At 69.7% G+C, this 1,870-nt stretch carries 2 protein-coding genes; one reads left to right on the top strand and one right to left on the bottom strand.

The features are described 5' to 3' along the window. The coding region (locus tag AC1DZ6_RS24395) for an alkaline phosphatase family protein (RefSeq protein WP_477099687.1) at nucleotides 1–366 on the bottom strand (366 nt) is incomplete at its 3' end. 157 nt (nucleotides 367–523) lie between these two features. On the opposite strand from AC1DZ6_RS24395, the gene purD reads away from it, so the two are divergent. Next, nucleotides 524–1,807 (top strand): phosphoribosylamine--glycine ligase, encoded by a 1,284-nt coding sequence (gene purD / locus AC1DZ6_RS24390; protein WP_477099686.1) that lies wholly within the window; start codon nucleotides 524–526, stop codon nucleotides 1,805–1,807. Nucleotides 1,808–1,870: the final 63 nt, after the last annotated feature.

The raw sequence follows: 1,870 nt of genomic DNA, 5'->3' as shown, positions 1-1,870 counted from the left end.
GCTCAGCTTGCGCGCCTTCAGCACCTCGACGAAGTCGGCCAGCACCCCCTTCATGGTGGCCGGGTCGTCGGGCTTGGGCGTGCGGGTGTTGTAGAACTGGGTCAGGACCTGCTCGAACGATTCCCCGGGCGAGAAGTCGGGGACCGTGAAGCCCGTCACGCCGCGCGTGGGCTTGGCGGAGAGCGTGCCGTTCAGCGCCGTGTTGACGAAGTCATCGGGATTGACCGCCTGCAGCCCGCGATAGGGCGCGGCGGCCGGCGGAATGAAGGTCGGCGAATCCTTCTCGTAGGCCCAGCCCAGCATGCTGTCGAACGTGCGGTTCTCCAGCATCAGCACGACGACGTGTTCGATCTTATCAAGCGACATGGCGATTCCCCCCGGCCGGCGTTTCAAGGACGCTTCGAGCTTTGTTGGGAAGGTGCTACCTGATGGCGAGTTGTGTCAATATGCCAGGATTGAGCGTGTTTACGGGCCGCGTCATTCGTCTTGACCCCGCGCCCTGGCCACGCGACACCCCGGCCTCATGGAAAAGCTGAACATCCTCCTCGTCGGGGCCGGCGGGCGCGAGCACGCCCTGGCCTGGAAGATCGCCCAGTCGCCGCTGTGCGGACGCCTGGTGGCCGCGCCCGGCAATCCGGGGATCGCTCAGGTCGCCGAGCTGCGGGCGGTGAAGGTCACCGACGTGCCGGGCCTGGTCGCCCTGGCGCGCGAGATCGCCGCCGACCTGGTCGTTGTGGGGCCGGAATCGGCGCTGGAGGTCGGGCTGGCCGACGAACTGGCCAAGGCGGGCATCCCCTGTTTCGGCGGCAGCGCTCTGGCGGCGCGGTTGGAGACCAGCAAGGCTTTCACCAAGGACTTCTGCGCCCGCCACGGCCTGCCGACGGCGGCCTATGGGGTGTTCACCGACGCGGCCTCGGCCGGGCCGTTCCTGGACACGCTGGAAGCGCCGTTCGTGATCAAGGCCGACGGCCTGGCGGCCGGCAAGGGCGTGGTGATCGCCGCCGATCGCGCCGAGGCCGACGCCGCCGTGCTCGACATGCTGGGCGGCCGCTTCGGCAGCGCCGGGGCGCGGGTGGTGATCGAGGAGTTCATGCACGGCGAGGAGGCCTCGCTGTTCGCGATCTGCGACGGCAAGACCGCCGTGCTATTCGGCGCGGCCCAGGACCACAAGCGGGCCTATGACGGCGACGAAGGCCCCAACACCGGCGGCATGGGCACCTATTCGCCGCCGCCCGTTCTGACCGACGCCCTGATCGAGCAGGCCTGGCGCGAGCTGGTCGTCCCGACGATCGAGGGCATGGCCGCAGAGGGCTGCCCCTATGTCGGCGTGCTCTATGCCGGGCTGATGCTGACCCCGCAGGGCCCCAAGCTGGTCGAGTACAACGCCCGCTTCGGTGACCCCGAGTGCCAGACCCTGATGCTGCGGCTGGAAAGCGATCTGGTCCCGCTGCTGCTGGCCGCCGCCAAGGGTGAGCTGGCCGGTGCGGCCAAGCCCGTCTGGCTCGACCAGGCGGCGATCTGCGTGGTGCTGGCCGCCGAGGGCTATCCCGACGCCCCCAAGACCGGCGGCCTGATCCAGGGCGCCGACAGCGAGTTCGGCGGCGAGGCGGTGATCTTCCACGCCGGCACGACCCGCGACGCCGAGGGCCGCCTGGTGGCGTCCGGCGGCCGGGTGCTCAACGTCTGCGCCCTGGGCGCGACGCTGCATGAAGCGCGTGATGTTGCGTATGCAGCCCTGGGCACGGTGTCGCTCGAGGGCGGGTTCTACCGCTCCGACATCGGCTGGCGGGCGCTGAGCCAGCATTAGGCCGATCCTTCCCCCTTTGATGGGGGAAGGTGGCCGCGAAGCGGTCGGATGGGGGTGAACGCG

The sequence above is a fragment of the Caulobacter sp. P1_B12_2 genome (assembly GCF_056406675.1).
The sequence above is the reverse complement of the archived record's forward strand: the minus strand, read 5'-3'. Positions and strand labels throughout refer to the sequence as shown.

Excerpts from the sequence above, each read along its gene's own strand:
- purD (WP_477099686.1), top strand. The coding sequence starts at position 524 with ATGGAAAAGCTGAACATCCTCCTCGTCGGGGCCGGCGGGCGCGAGCAC.